The sequence below is a fragment of the Roseovarius sp. THAF27 genome (genome assembly GCF_009363655.1).
In the GTDB taxonomy this organism is placed as follows: Bacteria; Pseudomonadota; Alphaproteobacteria; order Rhodobacterales; family Rhodobacteraceae; genus Roseovarius.
Map to the genome: position 1 here is coordinate 1,258,063 of NZ_CP045393.1, position 19,618 is coordinate 1,277,680.

At 65.1% G+C, this 19,618-nt stretch carries 19 protein-coding genes; 10 read left to right on the plus strand and 9 right to left on the minus strand.

Features of this window, described 5'->3' with window-relative positions:
- The first annotated feature begins 36 nt into the window (after nt 1-36).
- The 3 genes from rpoH (at nt 37) to FIU89_RS06290 (ending at nt 2,386) form a co-directional block, all read left to right on the plus strand.
- Nucleotides 37-933, plus strand: a complete 897-nt coding sequence (gene rpoH / locus FIU89_RS06280) for an RNA polymerase sigma factor RpoH (protein WP_152491809.1) — start codon at nt 37-39, stop codon at nt 931-933.
- A 109-nt stretch (nt 934-1,042) separates the two neighbouring features.
- Nucleotides 1,043-2,068, plus strand: a complete 1,026-nt coding sequence (locus FIU89_RS06285) for an alpha/beta hydrolase (protein WP_254701806.1) — start codon at nt 1,043-1,045, stop codon at nt 2,066-2,068.
- 48 nt (nt 2,069-2,116) lie between these two features.
- Nucleotides 2,117-2,386, plus strand: coding sequence for a DksA/TraR family C4-type zinc finger protein (locus FIU89_RS06290; RefSeq protein WP_103762405.1), 270 nt, complete (start codon nt 2,117-2,119; stop codon nt 2,384-2,386).
- A gap of 89 nt (nt 2,387-2,475) precedes the next feature.
- On the opposite strand, the gene FIU89_RS06295 is transcribed toward FIU89_RS06290, so the two are convergent.
- The 3 genes from FIU89_RS06295 to FIU89_RS06305 all read right to left on the minus strand — a co-directional run bounded on the left by FIU89_RS06295 (nt 2,476) and on the right by FIU89_RS06305 (nt 5,528).
- Entirely contained in the window at nt 2,476-2,661 is a 186-nt protein-coding gene (locus tag FIU89_RS06295) for a hypothetical protein (protein WP_254701807.1), read from the minus strand.
- A 57-nt stretch (nt 2,662-2,718) separates the two neighbouring features.
- Nucleotides 2,719-4,539 carry a M3 family oligoendopeptidase gene (locus tag FIU89_RS06300; protein ID WP_152491811.1) on the minus strand — a complete coding sequence of 607 codons (1,821 nt, stop codon included), beginning with the start codon at nt 4,537-4,539 and terminating at the stop codon, nt 2,719-2,721.
- 104 nt (nt 4,540-4,643) lie between these two features.
- Entirely contained in the window at nt 4,644-5,528 is an 885-nt protein-coding gene (locus tag FIU89_RS06305; protein WP_152491812.1) for a LysR family transcriptional regulator, read from the minus strand.
- Nucleotides 5,529-5,594: 66 nt separating this feature from the next.
- Here FIU89_RS06305 and FIU89_RS06310 point away from each other — a divergent pair, with 66 nt between their 5' ends.
- Nucleotides 5,595-6,881: a Xaa-Pro peptidase family protein gene (locus FIU89_RS06310; protein WP_216647054.1), complete on the plus strand. Its 1,287-nt coding sequence runs from the start codon at nt 5,595-5,597 to the stop codon at nt 6,879-6,881.
- A 57-nt stretch (nt 6,882-6,938) separates the two neighbouring features.
- Here the strand turns inward: FIU89_RS06310 and FIU89_RS06315 are convergent, their stop codons facing one another.
- Genes FIU89_RS06315 through FIU89_RS06325 form a run of 3 tightly spaced genes read right to left on the minus strand, consistent with a single transcriptional unit; the run spans nt 6,939 to nt 10,200 of the window.
- Nucleotides 6,939-8,534 (minus strand): ATP-dependent DNA ligase, encoded by a 1,596-nt coding sequence (locus FIU89_RS06315; RefSeq protein ID WP_152491813.1) that lies wholly within the window; start codon nt 8,532-8,534, stop codon nt 6,939-6,941.
- Entirely contained in the window at nt 8,531-9,181 is a 651-nt protein-coding gene (lepB, locus tag FIU89_RS06320) for a signal peptidase I (RefSeq protein ID WP_152491814.1), read from the minus strand. The genes FIU89_RS06315 and lepB overlap by 4 nt, the downstream gene beginning before the upstream one ends.
- Nucleotides 9,178-10,200 (minus strand): ligase-associated DNA damage response exonuclease, encoded by a 1,023-nt coding sequence (locus FIU89_RS06325; RefSeq protein ID WP_152491815.1) that lies wholly within the window; start codon nt 10,198-10,200, stop codon nt 9,178-9,180. The genes lepB and FIU89_RS06325 overlap by 4 nt, the downstream gene beginning before the upstream one ends.
- 100 nt (nt 10,201-10,300) lie before the next feature.
- Here FIU89_RS06325 and FIU89_RS06330 point away from each other — a divergent pair, with 100 nt between their 5' ends.
- A complete protein-coding gene (locus tag FIU89_RS06330; RefSeq protein ID WP_152491816.1) occupies nt 10,301-11,131 on the plus strand; it encodes a fumarylacetoacetate hydrolase family protein in 831 nt (276 codons plus the stop codon).
- On the opposite strand, the gene FIU89_RS06335 is transcribed toward FIU89_RS06330, so the two are convergent.
- Both FIU89_RS06335 and FIU89_RS06340 read right to left on the minus strand, forming a co-directional pair.
- The gene (locus FIU89_RS06335; RefSeq protein WP_368373288.1) at nt 11,055-12,074 is read right to left on the minus strand and encodes an alpha/beta fold hydrolase; all 1,020 of its coding nucleotides are present in this window, start codon (nt 12,072-12,074) and stop codon (nt 11,055-11,057) included. The two genes, FIU89_RS06330 and FIU89_RS06335, sit on opposite strands and share 77 nt — an antisense overlap.
- A gap of 5 nt (nt 12,075-12,079) precedes the next feature.
- Nucleotides 12,080-12,367: an SCP2 sterol-binding domain-containing protein gene (locus FIU89_RS06340; protein WP_152491817.1), complete on the minus strand. Its 288-nt coding sequence runs from the start codon at nt 12,365-12,367 to the stop codon at nt 12,080-12,082.
- A gap of 126 nt (nt 12,368-12,493) precedes the next feature.
- On the opposite strand from FIU89_RS06340, the gene FIU89_RS06345 reads away from it, so the two are divergent.
- The 5 genes from FIU89_RS06345 (at nt 12,494) to FIU89_RS06365 (ending at nt 17,488) form a co-directional block, all read left to right on the plus strand.
- Complete coding sequence (locus tag FIU89_RS06345; protein ID WP_172978042.1) at nt 12,494-12,997, plus strand: tetratricopeptide repeat protein; 504 nt, start codon at nt 12,494-12,496, stop codon at nt 12,995-12,997.
- Nucleotides 12,998-13,024: 27 nt separating this feature from the next.
- Nucleotides 13,025-15,865 carry a helicase-related protein gene (locus tag FIU89_RS06350; protein WP_152491819.1) on the plus strand — a complete coding sequence of 947 codons (2,841 nt, stop codon included), beginning with the start codon at nt 13,025-13,027 and terminating at the stop codon, nt 15,863-15,865.
- Between the two features lies 1 nt (nt 15,866).
- On the plus strand, nt 15,867-16,244 hold the full coding sequence (locus FIU89_RS06355) for an RNA-binding S4 domain-containing protein (RefSeq protein ID WP_152491820.1): 378 nt from the start codon (nt 15,867-15,869) through the stop codon (nt 16,242-16,244).
- Nucleotides 16,245-16,328: 84 nt separating this feature from the next.
- On the plus strand, nt 16,329-16,667 hold the full coding sequence (gene fdxA, locus FIU89_RS06360; RefSeq protein ID WP_152491821.1) for a ferredoxin FdxA: 339 nt from the start codon (nt 16,329-16,331) through the stop codon (nt 16,665-16,667).
- A gap of 311 nt (nt 16,668-16,978) precedes the next feature.
- Entirely contained in the window at nt 16,979-17,488 is a 510-nt protein-coding gene (locus FIU89_RS06365) for a CarD family transcriptional regulator (protein ID WP_103762416.1), read from the plus strand.
- A gap of 129 nt (nt 17,489-17,617) precedes the next feature.
- Here FIU89_RS06365 and FIU89_RS06370 read toward each other — a convergent pair whose 3' ends face one another.
- Nucleotides 17,618-19,546 (minus strand): cation:proton antiporter, encoded by a 1,929-nt coding sequence (locus tag FIU89_RS06370; RefSeq protein ID WP_152491822.1) that lies wholly within the window; start codon nt 19,544-19,546, stop codon nt 17,618-17,620.
- Nucleotides 19,547-19,618 lie beyond the last annotated feature (72 nt).

The window sequence follows — 19,618 nt, forward strand, 5'->3', positions numbered from 1 at the left end:
GGATGTTAAGACAATAAACATTGGAGGGTCACAGGGTTGAGCAATTATGCAAATCTTCCTGCGCCGTCGCCCGAAGCCGGGCTAAACCGCTATTTGCAGGAAATCCGGAAATTCCCGCTGTTGGAGCCGGAAGAGGAATACATGCTGGCCAAGCGCTGGGTCGAGGAACAGGACACCGAGGCCGCGCACCAGATGGTCACCAGCCACCTGCGCCTGGCGGCGAAGATCGCCATGGGCTATCGCGGCTATGGCCTGCCGCAGGCCGAGGTCATTTCCGAGGCCAATGTGGGCCTGATGCAGGCGGTCAAGCGGTTCGACCCCGAGAAGGGGTTCCGGCTGGCCACTTATGCCATGTGGTGGATCCGGGCGAGCATCCAGGAATACATCCTGCGCAGCTGGTCGATGGTAAAGCTGGGCACAACGAGTGCGCAGAAGAAGCTTTTCTTCAACCTGCGCAAGGCCAAGGCCCGCATCGGCGCGCTGGAAGAGGGTGACCTGCATCCCGACAAGGTGAAGCAGATCGCGACCGACCTTGGCGTGACCGAGGACGAGGTGATCAGCATGAACCGCCGGATGTCCGGGGGCGACGCGTCGCTGAACGCCACGGTGGGTGCCGAGGGTGAAGGCACGATGCAGTGGCAGGACTGGCTGGAGGACGAGGATGCCGACCAGGCCGGCGACTATGAGAAGCGCGACGAGCTGGAGGCGCGGCGCGAATTGCTGGCCGAGGCGATGGACGTTCTGAACGACCGCGAGAAGGATATCCTGACCCAGCGCCGGCTGAGCGAAAAGGCTGTGACGCTGGAGGATCTGAGCGGCCAGTACGACGTGAGCCGGGAACGGATCCGGCAGATCGAGGTGCGTGCCTTTGAAAAGCTGCAGAAGCGCATGCGGTCGCTGGCCGCGGAGAAGGGCATGATGGCGACCGCCTGATCCCGGGCAGCGCACGCAACTCACGCGACGGCACCGAAAATTGGCCCCTTCCGCATTGCGGGAGGGGCCTTATTGTTGCCAGGTGAGTCGGAACCGAAGGAGGCGTCCGTTGCGCGCGCTGTCTGTTTTATGCCTGTTCGTGATGGCGTCCTGCGCGCCGCGTCCCGCGGCGCATTATGCGCCGAGCGTGCCCGAGGCGCATCTGCAGACGCTTTATGTCGCGACGCAGAAGGCGCTGGACCGTACCGGGCAGACCTTTGGCGCGAAGCGCTCGGGCGAGGTGCGATATTTCCGGGCCGATATCTCGATCCCCCCGACACATAAGGCCGGTCACGTCCAGTGGCCCGACGGGCCGCCTGATGCGGCGACCGATTTCGTCGTGGCGGCGACGGATGTCTATCCGTCCGCCGCGGCATTCCTTGGCGATGTGAAGGGCGCGCGGCCGGGGCGCGAGACGCAGGTCTTCGTGCATGGCTACAACACGACGCTGTCCGACAGTCTTTACCGGCTGGCGCAGATGCGCGAGGATTTCGAGGTGGCGGCACCGTCGGTGCTGTTCGCCTGGGCCTCGGCCGGGGATCCGCGGGGCTATGTCTATGACCGCGACAGCGTGCTATATGCCCGCGATGACCTGGAGGATCTGCTGAACGCCTTGACCAGCGGGCCGCGGGACCGGGTGACGCTGCTGGCGCATTCCATGGGTGCGCAGCTGGTGATGGAGGTGATGCGGCAGGCGGCGCTGAAAGGCGACCGGCATCTTCTGGACCGGATCAGCGGCGTGGTGCTGATGTCGCCCGACATCGACCCCGATGTGTTTCGCCGGCAGGCCGAGGCGATCGGCGAGCTGCCGCAGCCGTTCCTGATATTCGTCACGCAACAGGACCGGGCGCTGAGCCTTGCCAGCCTGATCACCGGGCGCAAGAAGCGGCTTGGGGTGATCGACGGGCCGGAGGCGGTGGCGGGGCTGCCGGTGAAGGTGATCGACTTCACCGCGCTGGCGGATGGCGAGGGGCTGGACCACGCGGTGGCGATCACCTCGCCCTCGGCGATTTCGGTGCTGAACGGGATGCTGGAGCAGGCGTCACTGGGGCGGGATGCGTTCGAGGATTACATGGTGCTGGAGGCGCAACCGTGACATGGGCCCCGCGGCATCCTATATGTGCCGTTCAGGAGGAATTTTGACATGGCCGGTGGATGGGCGCGCGACGGCGCGGTTTCCGAACAGATCGAAGCCTCGATCGAGGACGAATTGGCGCGAATGAAGGCCGCGAAACGCCCGGTGGGCGAGAGCCTGACTCATTGCGCCGAATGCGAGGAGGAGATCCCGCAGGCGCGGCGCGAGGCGTTGCCGGGCGTGAAGCTGTGCATCGATTGCAGCCAGGAGCGTGACGGCGCGCAGCAGGCGCGGGGCGGGATCAACCGGCGGGGCTCAAAAGACAGCCAGCTGAAATAGGCGGCTGTCGCGGGGGGCTCTGCCCCCCACGGCGAAACTGCGTTTCGCCGCTCCCCCCGGGATATTTTTGGCCAGAGGAAGAGATGGGCTCAGCGCCTGGGCGCACGGCCGGTGAGGCGGCGCCAGACCGGGACCACGTCGAGCGAGGCCACGGCAACGCCCAGCGGGATCATCCAGAAGCCCAGCACCGGCAGGAAGCCGAAGATCCCGCCGATGATGAGCAGAATGCCAAGCACCAGCCGCAGCCCCGGGGGCACGCGCGACCGGATGCGCACGAGGGCGCGTCTGAAACGGGTGCGCAGACTGTGGGGGCCGCGTGGGCGGGGCAGGGTTCAGTCCTCCATCGCCTCCAGTTCGTCGATGAAGCCGGAGATCATGCTGAGGCCCTTGTCCCAGAAGGCCGGGTCCGAGGCGTCGAGGCCGAAGGGGGCCAGAAGTTCCTTGTGGTGCATCGAGCCGCCTGCCTTGAGCATGTCGAAATACTTGTCCTGGAAGCCTGCGGGATTTTCCTCGTAGACGGCATAGAGCGCGTTCACCAGCCCGTCGCCGAAGGCGTAGGCGTAGACGTAGAAGGGCGAGTGGACGAAGTGGGGGATGTAGGCCCAGAAGGTCTCGTAGCCGTCCATGAAGTCGAAGGCGGGGCCGAGGGATTCGCCCTGCACGGACATCCAGAGGGCGCCGATGTCCTCGGCGGTCAGCTCGCCGCCGCGGCGGGCGTCGTGCAGCTTGCATTCGAAATCGTAGAAGGCGATCTGGCGGACAACGGTGTTGATCATGTCCTCGACCTTGCCGGCCAGCAGCACCTTGCGCTCGGCATTGTCCTTGGCGGCATCCAGCAGTTTGCGGAAGGTAAGCATCTCGCCGAAGACGGATGCGGTTTCGGCAAGGGTGAGGGGGGTGGACGACAGAAGCTCGCCCTGTTCGGCGGCCAACACCTGGTGCACGCCGTGGCCGAGTTCATGCGCCAGCGTCATGACGTCGCGCGGTTTGCCGAGGTAGTTCAACATGACGTAGGGGTGCACGTCGGTCACGGTGGGGTGGGCGAAGGCGCCGGGGGCCTTGCCGGGTTTGACGGCGGCGTCGATCCAGCCCTTGTCAAAGAACGGCTCGGCCAGGTCGCCCATGCGCGGGTCGAAATCGGAATAGGCGTCCATGACCATGCCGCGGGCGGCCGGCCAGTCGATCTTGCGCGGCGCCTCCATCGGCAAGGGGGCGTTGCGGTCCCAGACCTGCATCCGGTCGAGGCCGAGCCACTTGCGTTTCAATTCGTAGTAGCGGTGGCTGAGCTTGGGATAGGCGTCGACCACGGCGTTGCGCAGGGCTTCGACCACCTCGGCCTCGACATCGTTGGAAAGGTGCCGCCCGGTCTGGGGTGTGGGCATACCGCGCCAGCGGTCGATGACCTCTTTTTCCTTGGCGGTGGTGTTGTGGACGCGGGCGAAGGTACGGATATTGGCCTGGAAGGTGCGGGCAAGTTCGCGGGCGGCGGATTCGCGTTTGGCGCGGTCCTGTTCGGTGAGCAGGTTGAGGGTGGATTCGATGCCCAGGTCCTCGCCGTCGACGTCGAAGGTGAGGCCGGCGATGGTCTCGTCGAAGAGGCGTTCCCAGGCGTCGCCGACGACGCCGAGGTCGTGCAGGAACTTTTCCAGCTCGTCGGAGAGCTGGTAGGGCTTCATCGCCTGGATGCGGCGGATGACCGGGGCGTAGCGGGCCAGATCCGCGTTTTCAGCATACATCGCCAAAAGGGTGTCGGTGTCGAGCCGGTTGAGTTCGAGGGTGAAAAAGACCAGCGGCGTTGTGTAATTGGTGATCTTTTCCTGGCAGTCGGAGAGGAACTTGGCGCGCTCGCCATCGGTGGTCAGCTGGTAATAGCGCAGGCCGGCGAAGGACATGATGCGGCCCGCAATGGACGAGATCTTTTCGTTCCGCTGGATGCATTCGAGGAGGCCCGCCGCGTCGAGGTCGGCCAGCTTGCCCTCGTAGTCGGCGGCGAAGTCGGCGCAGGCTTGTTCCAGCCAGTCGAGATCGCGCTTGAGTTCGGGCGCGTCCTGCCCGGTGTAGAGGTCGTCGAGGTTCCATTCCGGCAGGTCGCCCAGATTGCCGGAGCCGGAGCCGGCGTTGACGTCGAAGGCGGGGGTGGGAAGCTGGAACATGCGGGTCTCCTCAAATGCGTGGCTGGCCAAGACATAGGGGCGGGGCGGGCAGGCTCAAGCGGTGGATTGGACGCGGGGCCGATTGGCAAGGGCCGCGGCGCGCCTCAGACGGTGTCGGGACCCGCAAGGGCACGGTGCAGGAGCAGGGCATTGGGCGAGAGCGGCGCGGTCACACGGTGGTTCAGCCAGTAGCGGCGGGTGGTGGTCAGGGTGTCGTCGCCAACCGGGACCAACTGGCCGCTGCTGACGAGGGTGTCGAGCATAGGCAGGCTGGCCAGGGCGATGCCATCGCCGGTCAGGGCGCGGCCGATGCTATGGCCATAGCTGCGGCAGGTCTCGACGGGGCGCGCGGAGAGGGGAGAGCCGGGCTTGCGGTCGTGCCAGATACGCCAGTTGATCCAGTCGGGTGCGAGACGGGGATAGTCCAGCAGGGGCAGATCGGGCCGGTCGGAAAAGGTGGCGGCGATGGCGGGCGTGGCGGCGGGGGTGATCGTTTCGTTGAAAAGGGGTGTGCCGGTCCAGCCGGGCGGCGGTGCGTCGCCGTAGTGGATGGCGAGGTCGAGCGTGTCGGCGGTGAGGGCACTGGGGTCGTCGGCGGTGAGCACGCTGACATTGCAGGCATCCGGGCTGGTGGCGAAGGCCTGGAGGCGCGGGTAGAGCCAGAACATCGAGACCGCGCCGTTGGCGGCGATCTGGAGGGTGCGGGTGTCGGTGACACGGGCCGTATCGAGGGATGCCGTCAGGTAGTCGAGCGCGAGGCGCACGGGCTCTTCCAGGCGGCGGGCGGTGTCGGTGGGCACCGCGTGGCGCGCGCCGCGGTCGAAGAGCGGCGTGCCGAGCCAGTCTTCGAGTTGGCGGATGCGTTTGCTGACGGCGGCCTGGGAGACCATGAGCTCGGGCGCGGCGGCGGAGAAGCCGCCGCGTTTCATCACGGTGGTGAAGAAGATGAGAGTTTCCAGCGGGGGAAGGTCTCGGCGGTCCTGATTCATTCCTCCAGGTTATCCATGAGCGTGAGAATTTCCAGCGTTTTCGAGGTGCGCTTGGTCGGATATGGAATGACAAAACGTGACCCCGAGGAGGATGACATGGCGGAACTGGACTGGCACGCGGAACGCGCGGACCTTGCGGAGCTGGCTCTGCTGGACCGAGCGCCGGAGGATGAGGGGATCGACCTTGTGGCGGTGCGCGGCTACCGGCTGGGCCGGGTGCGGGCGGAGATGCGCAAGCGGGATATCGCGGCGGTTCTTTTGTCCGATCCGGTCAACATCCGCTATGCCACGGGGGCGCGAAACATGCAGGTGTTCAGCCAGCGGAACGCGCCGTCGCGGTACCTGCTGCTGACTGAAAGCCGCTCGATCCTGTTCGAGTTCACCGGCTGCGCGCATCTGGCTGACGGGCTGGAGACGATCGACGAGGTGCGCGCCGCGCGCACGGCGAGTTTCGTGGCGGCGGGGCCGGATATTGCCAGGCGGGAACGGGCCTGGGCCGCCGAGATGGCGGACCTGGTGACCTCGCTGGTGGGCAAGGGGGCGACGCTGGGGATCGAGCGGCTGAATGCCGGGAGTGCCATTGCGCTGCGCGATGCGGGGCTGAGGATCGTGGATGCGCAGGAACCAGTCGAAATGGCGCGGGCAATCAAGTCGGCGGAAGAGATGAAATGCGTCAATGCCTCGCTGCGGGCGACCGAGATCGGCGTGTCCAAGCTGCGCGCGGCGATCCGGCCGGGGATGACCGAGGCGGAATTGTGGTCGGTGCTGCACCAGTCGATCATCGCGCAGAACGGGGATTACGTGGAGACCCGCCTGCTGAATGCCGGGGAGCGGACGAACCCGTGGTTCCAGGAGACGAGCGAGAACGTGATTGGGGTGAATGAACTGATTGCGCTGGATACGGACGTGGTGGGGTGCCACGGCTATTATTCGGATTTCTCGCGCACCTTCCATTCGGGGCCTGGCAAGCCGAACGCCACACAGCGCGAGCTGTACAAGGTGGCGTATGAGCAGGTGCATCACAACATGGGCATCCTGCGGCCCGGCATGACGTTCCGCGACTATGCCGACGCGGCCTGGGACATCCCGGAAGAGTATTACGCCAACCGCTATTACCTGTCGGCGCATGGCTGCGGAATGACGGGGGAGTATCCGTACCTCTATCACCACGGGGATTTCCCGGATGCGGGCTATGACGGCGTGATCGCGCCCGGCATGACGCTGTGCGTGGAGAGCTATATCGGTGCCGAGGGCGGCACGGAGGGCGTGAAACTGGAGCAGCAGGTGCTGATCACCGAGACGGGCGTGGAGCTGCTTTCGCGCTTTCCGTTCGAGGATGATTTGTTGCGGTGAGCGGGGTAGATTATTCGTACGAATAATCTTGGGGGAGAAAATTCGTACGAATTTTCTTTAGCCGTAGTGGGTTAGCATGTCGCGGAGGTCTTCGATCGTGTTGGCCTCCTGCACCGGTTTGTCGTGGCGCCAGCGTTTCATGCGGGGGAAGCGCAGCGAGACGCCGGATTTGTGGCGGGTGGATTCCATGATGCCCTCGAAGGCGATCTCGAAAACGTGCTCTGCCTTCACCTGCCGAACGGGGCCGAAGCGTTGCAGGGTGTTCTTGCGCACCCAGGCGGTGATCTTGCGAAATTCGGTGTCGGTGAGGCCGGAATAGGCCTTGGTGAAGGGCACGAGGTCGTTGCCGTCGCGCACGGCGAAGGTGAAATCGGTGAAAAGGTTGGCGCGCCGGCCGCTGCCCTGTTGGGCGTAGATCATCACGGCGTCGATGGTCAGGGGATCGAGTTTCCATTTCCACCAGTCGCCTTTCTTGCGGCCCGAATGGTACGGCGACCCCTTGCGCTTGAGCATTAAGCCTTCAGCGCGCGCGTCCCTGGCTTTTGCGCGGATCTCGCGTAGATCGTCCCACGACTGGAAACGTATTAGCGGGGATTGGCGAATGGGGGCCTCGGGCGGAAGGTCTTGCAGCAGGGTTTCGAGCCGGGCGCGACGTTCGGCAAAGGGTGTTCCGCGCAGGTCGGTGCCGTTTTTCTCTAGCAAATCGTAGGCGTAGATTATGACAGGGGCGTCTTTCAGCAGTTTTTTCGGCACGGTCTTGCGCCCGATGCGCTTTTGCAGAGCGTTGAAGGACATCGGGCACTCGTCCTGCCAGGCCAGGATTTCACCGTCGAGCACGGTGCCGGGCGGCAGGTACTCGCGGGCGCGGGCCAGTTCGGGGAAGCGGTCGGTCATCAGTTCTTCGCCGCGGGACCATGTGAAATGCTCGCCCCCTCGCAGGATCAGCTGGCCGCGGATGCCGTCCCATTTCCACTCGGCCAGCCAGTCGGAGGGATCGCCCAGCGACTCGGGTTCTTCGTCGTCGAGGCCATAGGCGAGGCAGAACGGATAAGGTCGGGAGAGGTCAGCGGTGGCGTCATGCGCCTCGATCAGCGCGTGCCAGGAGGTGCTGTCGGGCGTCCAGTCGCCCATGAGACGGTGGGCAAGCTCGGCCTCGTCGCGGTCGGTGGCTTGTGCCAGGGCACGGGTCATCAGCTTGCGCGAGATGCCGATGCGGAAGCCCCCCGTCAGAAGCTTGTTGAACACCAGCCGTTCATGGGGCTGCATCTGGTCCCAGGCATCGAGAATGGCCGCCTTGCGGGCCTCTTCGGTCTCGACGTCGAGGGCGCGGAGGCGGGCGATCCAGGTGGCGAGGCTGTCGTCATGGTCGCGGGCGGGAGGCGGCAGGACGAGGGCGATGGTTTCCGACAGGTCTCCGACGATGGGGTAGCTTTCCTCGAAGAGCCAGAGCGGGATGCCGGCGCGTTCGGCGGCCCATTCGCGCAGTTTCGTCGTGGTGATGGCGCGGCGGGGGCGGCGGCCGGAAAAGAGCGCGACGGTCCAGAGCTTGTCGGCGTCGGGCGCGGTGGCGAAATACTCGGCCAGCGCGGCGACCTTGGTGTTCGTCTTGGTGGTCTGGTCGAGCGTGGTGAAAAGAGCGGTGAAGCGTTTCACGGGCGCACCTCTTCGAGGATGCCTGTGACGTTTTCGACCGGGATGAAGCCGAGGCCCCCAACGGCTTGCGGCACGCGGCTGTCGATGGAGTTGTCCCGATTGTCGCCGAGCACGAAGAGATGGCCGGCCGGCACGGTGAAGACCTGTGTGTCGTCAAGGCGGCCCGGGCCGATGTCGAGAATGTAATGGGCCGTACCGCCCAGCGTTTCGGTGCGCATGTTCTTGAGGCAGTCTGCACCGTCCGCCACCGGGGCGTTGGAACATCGCGGACGGGCGCCGCCGGGGCCTTGCGGTATGTTCGGTTCGGTGAAGGGACCGGACTCCTCAGTTAGGACGGGCGCGTCATTGATGAAGAGACGGCCCGAACGCATTTGGACAGTCTGGCCTGCGGTGGCGACGATGCGCTTGAAAAAGGCCTTGCCGGTGACCGGGTGCCGAAAAGTGATTACGGCGCCCGGGACAAGGTCTGCGGGTGTGACATCGGTTCGGCTGATGAAGCACTGGCCGGGCAGGATAGTGGGCTTCATGGAGCCGGCGGGCGCCCAGTAGCTGTCAAAGGGGCCTGTGAGGCATTTGAGGCAGACGCAGACAGGCTGGGCGGCGGCAGGAACGGCCAGCAGAATGAGCAGGGCAGCAAGTCGGATCATGCCGCTGAGTCTCCTGCCTGATCGTCATCGGCTGAGTCGAGGGACTCGCCGGTAAACTCTGTGGGGACAACTTGGGCGTTCCAGCCTTCCTCATTCAGGTATCGCGCGAAGATATCGGTGTAACCATGTGTGGCGTATATGTTTTCCGCGCCGGTCGCCTTGATGGCAGAGATCAGACCGGGCCAGTCGGCATGGTCCGACATGACGAAGCCGCGATCCACGGCACGGCGGCGGCGCACTCCGCGCAGGCGCATCCAACCAGAGGCGAAGCCGGTGGAGGCCGGGCGGAAGCGGCGGGCCCATGTGCTGCCCAGGGCGGAGGGTGGCGCGAGCACGAGCGCGCCGGGATGGCCCTTGGCCTTGAGGTCGGGCGTGACGTGAAGCGTGTCGGGCAGGGCGAGGCCCTGGTCGCGCAGGACGGCGTTGGTGTTTTCCACCGCACCGTGGGTCAGGATGGGGCCGATGGCGGGATCGAGCAGCGACAGGACGCGCTGCGCCTTGCCCAGCGAGTAGGCGCCGAGCAGGGAAAACGTGCCGGCGGCGGCGTTGGCGGCCCACCAGTCGTTGATTTGACGCGCCGCATCTTCTTCGGGCGTCCAGGTAAAGACCGGCAGGCCGAAGGTGCATTCGGTGATGAAGCTGTGGCAGCGCACCGGCTCGAACGGCTCGGACAGGCGGTCGGCCTCGGTCTTGTAGTCGCCGGAGACGACCCAGACCTCGCCTTCGACCTCGACCCGGATCTGGGCGGAGCCGGGAACGTGGCCTGCGGGGTGGAACGAGACGCGTGCATCGCCGATCCGGCGTGTCTCGCCATAGTCGACCGTGTCGAGGGTGATCTCGCCCAGGCGGTGGCGCATGACGGGCGCCGCGGCGGCGGTGGAGAGATAGCGGGCGTGGCCGGGCCGGGCGTGGTCGGCATGGCCGTGGGTGATCAGCGCCCGGTCCACGGGGCGCCACGGGTCGATGAAGAAATCGCCGGCGGGGCAGTAGATGCCCTGGGGTTTGAATTGCAGAACCATGCGGGGGAGTTAGCGTGCCGGCAGGCGGTGGCCAGAGGATGAAGGCTTGCCGTCACTTGGAGTCCCGGTATGGTCACGCAAAAGCGACAGGGGGGATGCCATGCGGTTTGTCAGATACGGAGAGCCGGGGCGGGAAAAGCCGGGAATGCTGGACGCCGAAGGTCGGGTGCGCGACCTGAGCGGCGTGGTGGCGGATATTTCGGGTGCCGTGCTGGGGGCCTTGCCGAAACTGGACCCGGAAAAGCTGCCGCTGGTGGAGGGCACGCCGCGGCTGGGGCCGCCGGTTGCCGGGATTGGCAAGCTGATCGGGATCGGGCTGAATTACAGCGACCACGCCGCGGAGATCGGGATCGAGCCGCCCGCAGAGCCGGTTGTTTTCATGAAGGCCACGTCAAGCATCGTCGGTCCGGATGACGACGTGGTCCTGCCGCGCGGGTCGACCCATGCGGATTGGGAGGTGGAGCTTGGCGTGGTGATCGGGCGCGAGGCGAAATATGTGACCGAGGCCGAGGCGCTGGATCATGTGGCGGGTTACACCATCGTCAACGACGTCTCGGAGCGGCATTTCCAGATCGAGCGCAGCGGGCAATGGACCAAGGGCAAGAGCTGCGACACGTTCGGGCCGGTCGGGCCTTGGCTGGTGACGCCGGAGGCAGTGGGCAACATACAAAGTCTTGATATGTCGGCGGATGTAAGTGGCGAGCGGATGCAAACCGGCAACACGTCGACCATGATCTTTACCGTCGCGCAGATCATCGCGCATCTGAGCGAGGTCATGCGGCTGGAGCCCGGGGACATCATTGCCACCGGCACGCCGCCGGGGGTGGGCATGGGGCGGGACCCCAAGCGCTATCTCAAGCCTGGCGACGTGATGGAGCTGGAGATCCAGGGGCTTGGGCGTCAGCGCCAGACGGTGCGCGCCGATCCCTGACGCTTGCGTAGAAGTCGATCAGTTTGCCGATCAGGGCGTCGCGGATCCCGGGCGCTTCCTGAAGCACCTCGTGCCGCGCGCCCCGGGCGATTTCCAGTTCGCCGCCGGGCCAGCGTGACATGCGATCATGCACGCGGGAGACGTCGACGATATCCTCCTCGGACCCCAGAAGGCACAGGCAGGGCAGGTCGGGCGACGGGCGGCGCCACATGCGGCGTGTGCCCATCAGCGATTCGTAGAGCCAGCGCAGGGACGGGCCGCCGATGGTCAGTTCCGGGTGCGCGGTGACCTGGGCGATCATGTGCTGATAGCTTTCGACGTCGGTGGTCAGGCGGTTTGTCTCGAACGGTTCGGCCAGCACGTAGCTTTGCGGCGAGGTGCCGGGGGCGTAGACGTGATCGAACCCCACGCTGCGGCTGCTCCAGCCCAGCGACCAGGCGACGGGGCGGAGCGCGGCGGAGATGCGGATGCCCCACATCGGCGCCGAGAAGGACGCGCCCGCCACCGGCAGGCCGTCCATCACCGACTTGAGCGCGATGCCGCCGCCCATGGAATGGCCCAGAACGAACCACGGTTTGGGCAGGTCCAACTGCCGCGCGGCGTCGACCATGGCTGTGACGTCGTGCTGGTAATCGTCGAAATGCAGGACATGGCCCGACATCTTGTCTTCGATCAGACGGTCGGCCAGGCCCTGGCCGCGCCAGTCGACGACCAGCGTGGTCAGGCCCGCGGCGGCGAAGTGACGGACGGTGCGGCCATATTTCTCGATATACTCGGTGCGACCGGGAAAGAGCAGGAGCGTGCCTGCACTTTCGCCGGCGTCCTGCTGCGGGCGCCAGAGCCCCAGGCGGATGCGCACCCCGTCGGCGGTGTCGCACCAGAAGGCGCGGCCACCGTCGGGGCCATCGGCAATATCGGCAAAGAAGGGCGCGTCCGTCAGCATAGGTGTTACGACAGGACCGAGCCGAGTTTCATCGCGGTGCCCATGTCGCCATCGACGGCCAGTTTGCCGGACATGAAGGCGGCCGTGGGGTCGAGATCGCCATCGAGGATGGACTGGAACGTGTCGGCGTCGGCGGTCATGGTGACGTCGGTTTCGTCATTGCCTTCGCGCACGCCGGATTCGTCGATCACGATGGAGCCTTCGTTCTCGATCACGAACTTTGCGCTGCCGTCGAAGCTGCCGTTCATTTTGGCGGACAGGGCCTCGACCGCGGATTTGGTTACGTCGCTCATGTCAGTTCCTCCAGATTTGATCGACCGGGGGCTTTGATTCCCGGCCATGCGCGCTAAACTGGGTACGTTATGGGCGTTATGAACCGACTTTCCAAATATATCGTCGCGGCAGTTTTGCCGTTAGTCATGTTTTCCTTACCCGGCATGGCGCAGGATTCGGCGCTTGATCCGCTTTTCGAGCAGTTGAAAGAGGCCGAACCGCGCGAGGCGAACCGGATTTCCAAGGAAATCGAGCTGGCCTGGACGCGGTCAGGCTCGGCCACGGCGGACCTGTTGCTGAAACGTGGGCGCGACGCGCTGGAGGCGGGCGACACGAACGCCGCGATCGAGCATTTCACCGCCCTGACCGATCATGCGCCGGATTTTGCCGAAGGGTTTCACATGCGGGCGATGGCCTATGCCGATGCCGAGTTGTTCGGCCCCGCGCTGGCGGACATCGAGCGGGCGCTGGCGCTGAATCCGCGCCATTACAACGCCATCGCAAGCCTGGGCGGTATCCTCTACCACGTCGAGAATTACGAGAAGGCCAAGCAGGCATTCGACCTTGTGCTGGCGCTGCATCCGCATCATCAAGACGTGGCGCAGGTGCTGCCGATGGTCGAACGCGAGATCGGCGGCCGGGACCTGTAAGCACAGCAAAGACAAGGGGCAAGTCCCATGGGCGAGCAGTCGAGGATCCTGGCGGTCCTGGGCCCGACGAATACCGGGAAGACCCATTTCGCGATCGAACGGATGCTGGGCTATCGCACCGGCGTGATCGGGTTGCCGCTGCGCCTGCTGGCGCGGGAGGTCTATGACAAGATCGTCGCGGTGCGTGGCCCGTCGGTGGTGGCGCTGGTCACCGGCGAGGAACGGATCGTGCCGCCGCGGACGCAATATTGGGTCTGCACGGTCGAGGCGATGCCCGAAGGGATGGGCGCGGATTTCGTGGCGGTGGACGAGATCCAGCTGTGTGCCGACCCCGAGCGGGGGCACGTGTTCACCGACCGCCTTTTGCGGATGCGGGGCCAGAAGGAGACGCAGTTTCTGGGGGCGCACACCATGCGCGGGGCGATTGCGGCGCTGGTTCCGGGGGTGGAGTTCGTCGGCCGCGAGCGGATGAGCCAGCTGACCTACACAGGTTCGAAAAAGATAAGCAAGATGCCTGCACGCTCGGCCATCGTGGGGTTTTCGGTTGAGAATGTGTATGCCTTTGCCGAGCTGCTGCGCCGCCAGAAGGGCGGTGCGGCGGTCGTGATGGGGGCCTTGAGCCCCCGGACGCGCAACGCGCAGGTGGATCTTTACCAGAATGGCGACGTGGATTACCTGGTGGCCACCGACGCGATCGGCATGGGGTTGAACCTGGACATCAATCACGTCGCGTTCTCGTCCCTGACGAAGTTCGACGGGCGGCGGATGCGCAACCTTGCGCCCAACGAGCTGGGCCAGATCGCCGGGCGCGCGGGGCGCGGCATGACCAGCGGCACGTTCGGGGTGACGGGCGAGGCGCCGGAGCTGCCCGACGATATGGCGCAGGCGATCATGGACCATCGCTTTACCCCCATTCGCAAGGTGGAATGGCGCAACGCGGCGCTGCAATTCGGGACGGTCGACGCGCTGATCGCGTCGCTGGAACAAAAGCCCGAGAACGACTGGCTGGTGCGCGCCCGCGAGGCGGATGACCTCGTCGTGCTGCGCACGCTGGCCGAAGATGCAGAGATTGCGGCACGGGCCAGCGACGGCGCTTCGGTGCGGCTGCTGTGGGATGTGTGCCGGGTTCCGGACTTTCGCGGGATCAGCCATGCGGAACATGCGGGGCTGCTGGAGCGTATATTCAGTGACCTGCACGAACATGGCCGGGTCGGCGAGGAGTGGCTGGCCGGGCATGTGGCGCGGATCGACCGGACGGACGGGGATATCGACACGCTCTCCAAGCGTTTGGCATATATCCGCACATGGACCTATGTTGCCCAGCGAAAGGGCTGGGTCGGGGACGAAAACCATTGGCGCGAAACGACCCGCGCTGTAGAAGACCGCCTGTCGGACGCGTTGCATGACGCGCTGACGCAAAGATTTGTGGACCGGCGCACCAGCGTGCTGATGCGGCGGCTCAAGCAGAAGGACGCCATCGTGGCCGAAGTGAATGACAAGGGTGAAGTGACCGTCGAGGGCGAATTCGTCGGTCGGTTGGAAGGGTTCCGGTTCCGCCAGGACAAGACGTCGGGCGGACAGGAGGCCAAGGCGGTGGCGCAGGCGAGCCTGCAAGCCCTTGCGCCGCATTTCCACCTGCGGGCGGACAAGTTCTATAACGCGCCCGATACCGAGATCGATTTCACCGAGCAGGGTGGCCTGATGTGGGGCGAAAGTGCTGTCGGCAAGCTGGTGGCCGGTGCCGATCCGCTGAAACCGCAGGTCGAGGCCTTTGTCGACGACACCGCCGGGCCCGAGGTGATGCAGAAGGTGCAGCGCCGGCTGCAGCATTTCATCGACCGCAAGGTGGCGACCCTGTTCGAGCCGCTGTTGAACATCCAGCGCGACGAGGAACTGAGCGGGCTGGCGCGGGGCTTCGGCTTTCAGCTGGTCGAGAATTTCGGGATCATCCCGCGCGGCGAGGTGGCCGACGAGGTCAAGGCGCTGGACCAGGATGCGCGTGGGCAGTTGCGCAAGCATGGTGTGCGCTTCGGCCAGTTTACGATTTTCATGCCGCTTTTGCTGAAGCCCGCGCCGACGCGTCTGCGGCTGGTGCTGTGGTCGCTGAAGATGGGGCTGCAAGAGTTCCCCGAGGCGCCACCGCCGGGTCTGGTGACGGTGCCCGCCGGCACCAGTGCGCCGGCAGGGTATCACTCGATGTCCGGATATCGCGCCGCCGGCGAGCGGGCCATCCGGATCGACATGCTGGAGCGGCTGGCGGATATGTTGCGGTCCGAGGACAGCCGCGGCGGGTTCGAGGCCAACGCTGATATGCTGTCAATCACCGGCATGACGCTGGAACAGTTCGCCGACCTGATGCAGGGCCTTGGCTACAAGGCCGAGCAGGGCGAGCGCGAGAAGGTCAAGCCGGTGGATGCGGCGCTGGACGACGCGCCGGAGCCGTCGGAGACGGGCGCGCCGGACGAGGTTACGACCGCCGAGGAGGCGGTGGAAAAGATCGCCGAAGACGGTCTTGCGCCCGTCACCGAGGTGCCGCCCGAGGAACCGGAGGTCGCGCCGGATATTCCCGAGATGTCCGAGACCGAGGTGCCGGTCGGTGACGTGCCGGATGCGGCCAAGGACGAGACCGAGATGGAGGTCTTCTACACGTTCACTTGGGCCGGGCGCGCGGCGAAGGCCCGCAGCGAGGGGCGTGGCAAGCCGCAGGGTGGCAAGCCGAGGCCCAAGGGCGGCAAGCCCAAAGGCAAGGGCAAGCCGCGCCGCGAGGAGGGCGCCAAGAGCTTCTCCTCGAAGCCTGCCAAGAAAGACAAGATCGACCCTGACAACCCCTTTGCCGCCGCCCTGATGGGGCTGAAGGACAAGTCGTGACATGAGTGACGCGGGCCAGCCGAAGATACGGCTGGACAAGTGGCTTTGGCACGCGCGGTTCTTCAAGACGCGCAGCCTGGCCACGAAATTGGTCACGGGCGGGCATGTGAGGGTCAACTCGCAAAGGGTGTCGAAAGCATCGTCGTCGGTGAAGCCGGGCGATGTACTGACGTTTCCGAAGGAGCGCGACATCCGGGTGATCCGCATCGTCGCGGTGGGCGAAAGGCGGGGGCCGGCGCCGGAAGCGCGGGCGCTGTACGACGATCTCGATCCGCCGAAGCCGCGCGACCATGCGACCGAGCCGCTGAACCCGCGTTACGAAGGCAAGGGGCGGCCGACGAAAAAGGATCGCCGCAAGATGGATCAGGAAACGCGATAGTGCGCCGCGGAAGGGCGTCTGGCGCTTGAATGATCAGCCGGACTGGATTAGGTCAGCGCGAGGAGATCACGACCGGGGCGAAAGATGACCTATATCGTCAATGACAATTGCATCGCGTGCAAATACACCGACTGCGTGGAGGTGTGCCCCGTGGATTGTTTCTACGAGGGGGAGAACATGCTTGTGATCCACCCCGACGAATGCATCGACTGCGGCGTCTGCGAGCCCGAGTGCCCCGCCGACGCGATCCGTCCCGACACCGAGCCGGACATGGAGAAATGGGTCGAGTTCAACCGGAAATACTCCGAGATGTGGCCGGTCATCGTCACCAAGAAGGACCCGCTGCCCGAGGCGGACGAACGTGACGGCGAAGACGGCAAGCTGGAGAAGTACTTCTCGGAAGCGCCGGGCGAAGGCGGCTGACGCAAGGGGCTGCGGGCGTAAACCGATTCGTTTGATCAAACGATCGATGGCTCAGGTTTTGGGACAAGAACGCGCGGTAACCACCTGACGCCGCAGGTATAATCAGCCTGACCTGCTGAGTCCGCTTTCAGGGGCCCCTTTTTTGTGATACACTACCGTTACAAATGTAGACACCGCCCATATATTATCCATCTGCCCGCGCTGACGCATGGGAGGTGGATTTCTTTGTGCTTGACGCCACGCCCCGATGGCCCGCTGCCGAGGGGATGCTCCGCCAAGTTTGAACTGGGAAGCTTGTGAGGAAAACCTGAATGAGCAAATCGAAGAAGTCCGAGTTTCGCCCTGACGATTACGTCGTATACCCTGCGCACGGCGTCGGCCAGATCATGTCGATCGAGAAGCAGGATATCGCCGGGATCGAACTGGAACTGTTCGTGATTTCCTTTGAGAAGGACAAGATGACTCTGCGGGTTCCGACCCATAAGGCGACCGAAATCGGCATGCGCAGCCTGTCGAGCCCGGATGTGGTATCGAAGGCGATGACCACGCTGAAAGGCAAGGCCAAGGTGAAGAAGGCGATGTGGTCGCGCCGGGCGCAGGAATACGAGCAAAAGATCAACTCGGGTGACCTGATCGCGATTGCCGAGGTGGTGCGCGACCTGCACCGCACTGACGACCAGCGCGAGCAGAGCTATTCCGAGCGCCAGCTGTATGAGGCGGCGCTGGAGCGTCTGACCCGCGAAGTGGCTGCCGTGAGCGGTGGCGACGAGGTGCAGGCGGCCAAGGAAGTCGACGAGGTATTGATCTCGCGCGCGGCGTGATGCGAGCCGACATCTGAAACGGAAGGGCCGTGCCGGTGGGCGCGGCTTTTTCTTTTCGTGTCTTGCGCCGAGAGATCCCGGATCAGGTCCGGGATGACGTGAGGGTGTTGGGCCGCGCGAATGAGGCGCTCACGCCTCCTTGCGGTCGTCCGAGATGTCCTCTGCGGCCTTTTCCTCCAGCTGAGACAGCAGCATGGTCTGCAATTCCGCCTCCAGTTCCTTGGCGCGCTTGATGTAGGCGCCGTTCTGGATGGTGGGAATATTGGGGTCCCACAGGGCCGCCAGGTCGCGGACAGAATCGCGGTCGTGGTGGTAGAAGGTCTTTTGCAGCTCTGCCGCCTCAAACTCGGTCAGTCCCATGTTTTCAAGCACGTAGCGGCCGGCACGCAGGGAGCTGTCGAAAAGCTCGCGCACGATGTCGTCAGCGCCGGCCTTGTAGAGGCGGAAGACGTGGGTGCGGTCGCGGGCGCGGGCGACGATGTGCAGGTCGGGCCGTTCGCGTCGGGCGAAGGCCACGAGCCGGGTCGTGGCGTCGGGATCGTCGAGCGCGGCCACGAGCACCTTGGCATCGGCGAGGCCCGCCGCGTGCAGGAGGTCGGGCCGGCCGGGATCACCCAGGAAGCCCTTGATGCCGAAACGCCGCATCCGCTGGATGGCGGCAAGGTCATGATCCAGAACGACGGTTTCGAACCCCGAGGAGCGGACCATGCGGTTGACGATCTGCCCGAAGCGCCCGATGCCGGCGATGATCACGGGGCCTTTCGTGTCGATCTCGTCGGCTTCCTGTGCCTCGGACGGGTCGGTCATGCGGTTCGACAGGTAGTCGTAGAGGATGAACAAGAGCGGCGTGATCAGCATGGAGATGGCGATGACCAGCAGCAGGGTTTCGCGCAGTTCCGGCGGGATCACGTTGTTCTGGCCGGAAAAGTTGATCAGCACGAAGCCGAATTCCCCGGCCTGAGCCAGACCCAGCGTGAAGAGCCAGAGGTTGCGGCCCGTAAGGCCGAAGATGCGCCCCAGACCATAGAGGATGCCGCCCTTGATCAGGATGACGGCAAAGGCCAGCCCCATGATGGTGAAGAACGAGGCGAAGAGGATCGAGAAGTTGATACCCGCGCCGACGGTGATGAAGAAGAGGCCCAGGAGCAGGCCCTTGAAGGGTTCGATATCGCTTTCCAGCTCGTGCCGGAATTCCGACGAGGCCAGGACCACGCCCGCGAGGAACGCCCCGAGGGCCGGCGACAGGCCCACGAGGCTCATCACGAAGGCGATGCCCACCACGATCAGGAGCGCCAGCGCGGTATACATCTCGCGCAGGCGGGCGTGGTGAATGAAGCGGAAGACGGGTCGCGTGGCATAGACGCCGAAGATGATGATGCCGGCCACCGCCCCCAGTGTCAGGAGCGTGACACCCCAGCCCGGGAGGCTGTCGATCATGGACTGCGCCACCTGTGCGGGGGCACCGCCATGGTCGCCCTCGGCGGCGTGGCCTTCGTCGGCCAGCCGTTGCAGGGTCTCGCCCAGGATCATGTCGGGGGTTTTCGGCAGGGCCAGAAGCGGCAGGAAGGCCAGCATCGGGATGACGGCGATGTCCTGGGTCAACAGCACGGAAAAGGTCGAGCGCCCACCGCCGGTCTGCATCAGGCCCTTTTCCGACAGGGTTTGCAGGACGATGGCAGTAGAAGACAGGGCGAAGACCATGCCGATGGCCAGCGCCACGGACCACACCACGCCGAGCGCCATGCAGCCCGCCATGACGGCGGCCGTGGTGAGCGTGATCTGCAAGCCGCCCAGCCCGATCAACTTGTGCCGCATGTCCCAAAGCGCCCTGGGTTCCAGCTCGAGCCCGATGATGAAGAGCATCATGACCACGCCGAATTCGGCGAAATGCTGCAATTCCTCGGCGTCGTGGCCGCCCAGCAGGCCCGGAATGTGCCCGATGGCGATACCGGCGGCGAGATAGCCCAGCACCGATCCCAGCCCCAGACGAGCGGCCAGGGGCACCGCGATCACGGCGGCTGCGAGAAACACGGTGGCCTGAAAGAAAAATCCTTCCATCGGGGTCCTTTGCGGAATTCGGAGCACGGGCGGGGCACCGCCTTGAGGCAGAGTATGCGGCGCAGGTGACGC

Coding starts and splice junctions, on each gene's coding strand:
- FIU89_RS06290 (WP_103762405.1), top strand. CDS start 2,117: ATGGCCGGTGGATGGGCGCGCGACGGCGCGGTTTCCGAACAGATCGAA.
- FIU89_RS06330 (WP_152491816.1), top strand. CDS start 10,301: ATGCGGTTTGTCAGATACGGAGAGCCGGGGCGGGAAAAGCCGGGAATG.
- FIU89_RS06340 (WP_152491817.1), bottom strand. CDS start 12,367: ATGAGCGACGTAACCAAATCCGCGGTCGAGGCCCTGTCCGCCAAAATG.
- FIU89_RS06300 (WP_152491811.1), bottom strand. CDS start 4,539: ATGTTCCAGCTTCCCACCCCCGCCTTCGACGTCAACGCCGGCTCCGGC.
- FIU89_RS06335 (WP_368373288.1), bottom strand. CDS start 12,074: ATGCTGACGGACGCGCCCTTCTTTGCCGATATTGCCGATGGCCCCGAC.
- FIU89_RS06350 (WP_152491819.1), top strand. CDS start 13,025: ATGGGCGAGCAGTCGAGGATCCTGGCGGTCCTGGGCCCGACGAATACC.
- FIU89_RS06305 (WP_152491812.1), bottom strand. CDS start 5,528: ATGAATCAGGACCGCCGAGACCTTCCCCCGCTGGAAACTCTCATCTTC.
- fdxA (WP_152491821.1), top strand. CDS start 16,329: ATGACCTATATCGTCAATGACAATTGCATCGCGTGCAAATACACCGAC.
- FIU89_RS06345 (WP_172978042.1), top strand. CDS start 12,494: ATGTTTTCCTTACCCGGCATGGCGCAGGATTCGGCGCTTGATCCGCTT.
- lepB (WP_152491814.1), bottom strand. CDS start 9,181: ATGATCCGACTTGCTGCCCTGCTCATTCTGCTGGCCGTTCCTGCCGCC.
- FIU89_RS06370 (WP_152491822.1), bottom strand. CDS start 19,546: ATGGAAGGATTTTTCTTTCAGGCCACCGTGTTTCTCGCAGCCGCCGTG.
- FIU89_RS06365 (WP_103762416.1), top strand. CDS start 16,979: ATGAGCAAATCGAAGAAGTCCGAGTTTCGCCCTGACGATTACGTCGTA.
- FIU89_RS06310 (WP_216647054.1), top strand. CDS start 5,595: ATGACAAAACGTGACCCCGAGGAGGATGACATGGCGGAACTGGACTGG.
- FIU89_RS06355 (WP_152491820.1), top strand. CDS start 15,867: ATGAGTGACGCGGGCCAGCCGAAGATACGGCTGGACAAGTGGCTTTGG.
- FIU89_RS06325 (WP_152491815.1), bottom strand. CDS start 10,200: ATGGTTCTGCAATTCAAACCCCAGGGCATCTACTGCCCCGCCGGCGAT.